Origin of the sequence: Sphingopyxis sp. H050 (assembly GCF_001468265.1) — a bacterium.
GTDB lineage: Bacteria > Pseudomonadota > Alphaproteobacteria > Sphingomonadales > Sphingomonadaceae > Sphingopyxis.
The window spans coordinates 1-4,347 of record NZ_LNRZ01000020.1 but is presented as its reverse complement, the minus strand read 5'-3'; the positions used below and the strand labels follow the sequence as shown (position 1 = coordinate 4,347).

Here is a 4,347-nt window from a genome sequence, read left to right as displayed (position 1 = left end):
GCCACTTTGGCGGCGTCGCGCCGACCCAGCAAATAGGCATCGAAGCGCTGATAGTTGCGGGTTCCCTCGATCCATACATCACCGGCGCGCAAACGATCACGCAAGGTTGCCATGATCGCAATTTCATAACGTCGGCGGTCGATACGGCCGCTTTCGGTGATGAGACGCTTCCACTGCCGATTGGGGAATGGCAGTGGAACGCCATCGGGAAGGTCGCGCGACTTTCGTGTGTTCGCATCGCGAATGACATCGATGGCTTTGATCAGTGCCGTCCCTGTTCCAGACGCCTTGAAGGTGAAGGCGTCCAGAAATGCCGGGCTGAAACGCCGTAGCGTGGCGTAACGCTCGGTTGCCGTTACCAGTGCGTCCTCGCCGGCAAGATCAGCAAGGGCATCTACTTGGGCCTTTGCCGCAACAAGCCGGTGCCAGCCCACCGCTTCGTCAATCAATTCGAGCGGATCGCCGCCATTCTGGACAGCCTCATCAAGTGCTGTAATCGTGGCGCCAAACAGCCGCATGAGTTGCCCCACCGACTGAATACTATCTTGGTAGCGACGCTCGCGCCCACGCCGCGCGCGCGTGAACATGCCGCCGATAAGTCGGTCAAACATTTGGATCGCGCCATCGGCAAGTCTGGCCTCAAGGTCGATCACTGCGGCCGTCAACGTCGCCCGCCTGCGATTGACGCTGTAATCCGAAAGCAGGAATGCCGGTGCCACGCCGCCCTCGCGGACAAATTGGGCAAAGCGGAATTCCGGAATGGCGCCCCCAACTACCGGGTGGATACCTATGCCGCGAACATAGCGCAGGCGCTCAAGCAAGCCATTGATATTGGCCGCAGTCGGGGCTTCTTCGAAATTACGCAACCACGCCAGCGGTGTCATGCCGAAATCCGGGTTGTTGATTACGAGTTCGTCTAGCCGTGTCAGTTCAGCAGAGCTGAGGCCTTCGACGATTGCGGCTGCGGCAGCTTTGCGTGCGCGTGCCCGGCCAGCAAGACCGGCGCGTTCCAGTGTGTCGCCTGACGGAAGAATGAACCGCTCACCCTTCAGGCCAACCATGAGGGCGCGAACAATCGGTTCACCTCTGTCTGTATACTCGGCGGCTTGCGCGGCAAGATTCAGGGCAAGTGCCAGGTCGCCGCGTCGAAACGGGCGTATGCCAAGATAACGCGCCACGAGATCGGCATGATCGGTACGGGTTTGCGCGCGCTGACCATATGCAGAGAAGGAGGAAGGATCGACGAATAACTGTGCCGCGAGGTACTGAAGAATGACGTCGGGAAGCCCGATCTCGGGTTGCAGACCAAAGCCGGGATGTCGCATCAAAGCGATTTGTGCAGCCAGACCGAGGCGATTTGCTGGACCATAGCGGCGCCCAACCAATTCAACATCTTCCGCAGAAAGGGTATAATGCCCAATGATCGCGGTTTCTTGGACAGGAGGATCGAACAGGCGCCGGCGCTCGTCTCCGGTCAGAAGTCGGCGTCGTGCCATTTTGCTCTCCCGCTGAGGCGAATTACAAAATTGACACCAAAGCGGCTTGCACTGGAGGGAGGCCATTCGTTGCCGGTTGATCCCCGAGCAATCACCCGGCGCAGCAAGACAGTTTGGCGACATCCTTATCAAACGTTTGGGCCGCCAGTTTGAGGCCTTCCACAGTGGTCAGGTAAGGAAATATCGTTGCACCCAATTCCAGGGTGGTCATGCCGTGTTTGATCGCCAGCACCAGTGTCTGGATCGAATCCGCGCCTTCGGGTGCCATGATCTGGCCGCCCAGCAAACGGTCGTTCGCCTTGTCGGCAATCAGTTTGATGAGACCCCGCGTATCGCGTGCTGCCAGTGCCCTTGGCACAGCATCGAGCGGGAGCAGCGAAACCTTGATGTCCAGGCCTTGCGCCCGTGCTGTCGTTTCAGTGAGGCCGGCGCTGGCGACTTGCGGGTCGGTGAAGACGACGGATGGCATGGAGGAATTGTCGTAGCGGTATTGGTTGCCCGTCACCGCGTTGCGCGCGGCCAGTTTTGCGCCATAGGCGGCCATGTAGACGAACTGGTCCCGTCCCGTTACATCGCCCGCCGCGTAAATGCCTGGAACCGACGTTTCGAGGTGGTCATCGACGACGATTCCACCATTACGGGCAAGCACTATGCCGCGCTCCTCCAGCCCAAGCCCGTCGCTATTGGGTCGGCGTCCGGTGGCGATGAGCACCTGTTCCGCCGCGACGGTGTCACAATGCCCCTCGCAGGTCAATTCGACCCCGCTCTGTGTTTGGGCGATACGCTGATAGCCGACACCTGCGCAAACCCGCACGCCCTCGGCTTCCAAATAGTTTTTCAGCGCGGCACTCACTTCCGGGTCCATTTCGGGGAGCAGGCGGCTTCGGCAGCAGATGGTGACATCAACGCCCAGACGCGAAAACATCTGTCCCAGTTCTACCCCGATCACCCCGCCACCGATCACCAGCAGCGATTTGGGCAAGCGATCCAGCGCCAGCGCCGATGTGCTGGTTAGGTAGGGCACGCTGTCCATCCCCGGAATCGGCGGCACGGCGGCGTGCGCACCCATCGCCAATATGACCTTGCCGACCTTCATGGGCGCATCGCCGACAATCAGCGCACCATCGGCAAAGCGTGCCTTGCCCTCGATATAGCTCACACCTTCATAGGCGGGCAGCAGATCGACATATTTTTTTTGGCGCAGCGTCGTGACAAGATCGTCCTTCGACGCCGCCAATACGGACCAGTCATCCATCTGGACAGCGCCCCCAAGGCCGGGAAAGCGCGCGGCGGCAAGCCCACCATGCACCGCTTCGGCGGCGCGGATCAGCGTCTTGGAAGGAACGCAGCCAACATTGACACAGGTGCCGCCAATCGTGCCGTGACCGACGAGCGCCACTTTCGCGCCCAGATCGGCAGCGGCGATCGCGGCGGAGAACCCGGCAGAACCCGCGCCGATGACGGCCACGTCAAATCCTTCCTGCCCGGGGCGGTTGCAACAGTCGTTCATTGCTTATCGCTTTCTTGAGGCGCTGGCGGCGCCCCGCTCAGTTTTGAATAGCGCGCGCCGGATAACCCGCGTTGGTTGATGCAGCGGCAATCGCAGCAGCATTGGTGCGGCGCGGGTTATAGGTTGCGCGCGCGGTCTTGGCTGCGAAATCGACCGTGACCGCCGTTACCCCGGCGACGCCTTCCATCGCCTTCTTCACGGTGATCGGGCAGGTGGCGCAGGTCATGTTCTCTATGGCAAAGGTGGTTTGCTTCTGAGCGGTTGCGGTAGCCGCGGGGCGATCTTGCGCCGTGCCACTAACTGCATAGGCGACCCCGCCGCCAGCCATAGCCAGCACGGCCATAGCGATACATACTGTCTTTTTCATGGGTATTTCCTTTCAATAGAACCAGGGTGCCCACCAGTCGATGGTGAGCGCCAGGATGGCGACGGCAAGGCCCAGCCACAGCACCGCCTTGGTGGTCCAAGCCGATTGTGGACGAGCGCAGTAGGAACCGTCTTCACAGGGCGGTTTCGGCTTGAAATAGACATGCCAGAAGCCGTAGCCGAGCAGCGCGAGCGTTACGCCTGCGACATAGGGCTTGTAAGGTTCGAGCGCCGTCAGGTTGGCGATCCACGCGCCGGAAATTCCGAGCATAACCAACAGTAGCGGGACGACGCAGCAAGCCGAGGCGAGCCCCGCGCCGATCAATGCGCCCGCCGCAACCCAGTTTGCCTGCTTCGGCTCGTGGTTTTCGGTGAGGGCTGGCTGTCCCGCTTCCGGCGTTGAGACCATGGCTTGAATCCCTTGTTCCAACTGAGTGATTCGCAGTGTAGGCTCTGTAGCCACTACAGACTCAAGAGGTATTTTCATGGAGCAACAGGTCGGCATCTTGCGTGCCCAGCTTGCCCGGAAAACAGGCTGCAATCTCGAAACCATCCGCTATTACGAGAAGGTGGGATTGCTGCCGGGGCCGCCTCGCAGTTCCAACGGCTACCGCGTCTATTCGCCGGAACTGGTGCAAAGGTTGCAGTTCATCCTGCGCGCGCGCGACCTTGGCTATGCAATGGATGACATACGGTCATTGTTGTCGCTCACCGATACCGGTGCACAAACCTGCGCGGAGGTTATGGCGAGAACCGAACTCCACCTTGAAGATGTCCGCCGCCGCATTGCAGATTTGCAGAAGATAGAGGTGACGCTGGCGACCACGTTAGCCAGATGCACTGGAGATGACGTTGCCGAATGTCCCATCCTGGAAGCACTCCAGTTTTTACCCCATCAAGGCAATTGACGCCATCTTTGAGGGATTTGATTTTGTGATGTCAGCTTGGAGTATAGCCTAACCGGACGTCAGGGCG

At 60.0% G+C, this 4,347-nt stretch carries 5 protein-coding genes; 1 reads left to right on the top strand and 4 read right to left on the bottom strand.

Translation table 11 applies throughout. From position 1 onward, the window contains the following. The 4 genes from ATE67_RS20860 to ATE67_RS20845 form a co-directional block, all read right to left on the bottom strand. Window positions 1-1,496 (bottom strand): DUF4158 domain-containing protein (locus tag ATE67_RS20860; RefSeq protein ID WP_156417124.1); only part of this gene is annotated, 1,496 nt, incomplete at its 3' end. A gap of 91 nt (window positions 1,497-1,587) precedes the next feature. After that, complete coding sequence (gene merA, locus ATE67_RS20855) at window positions 1,588-2,964, bottom strand: mercury(II) reductase (protein ID WP_082660535.1); 1,377 nt, start codon at window positions 2,962-2,964, stop codon at window positions 1,588-1,590. A 79-nt stretch (window positions 2,965-3,043) separates the two neighbouring features. Next, window positions 3,044-3,373 carry a heavy-metal-associated domain-containing protein gene (locus ATE67_RS21245; protein ID WP_004213249.1) on the bottom strand — a complete coding sequence of 110 codons (330 nt, stop codon included), beginning with the start codon at window positions 3,371-3,373 and terminating at the stop codon, window positions 3,044-3,046. A gap of 12 nt (window positions 3,374-3,385) precedes the next feature. Next, window positions 3,386-3,781: a mercuric transporter MerT family protein gene (locus tag ATE67_RS20845; RefSeq protein WP_014072602.1), complete on the bottom strand. Its 396-nt coding sequence runs from the start codon at window positions 3,779-3,781 to the stop codon at window positions 3,386-3,388. Window positions 3,782-3,857: 76 nt separating this feature from the next. Here ATE67_RS20845 and ATE67_RS20840 point away from each other — a divergent pair, with 76 nt between their 5' ends. Continuing rightward, window positions 3,858-4,280: a MerR family transcriptional regulator gene (locus ATE67_RS20840; RefSeq protein WP_039330852.1), complete on the top strand. Its 423-nt coding sequence runs from the start codon at window positions 3,858-3,860 to the stop codon at window positions 4,278-4,280. The last annotated feature ends 67 nt before the right edge of the window (window positions 4,281-4,347 follow it).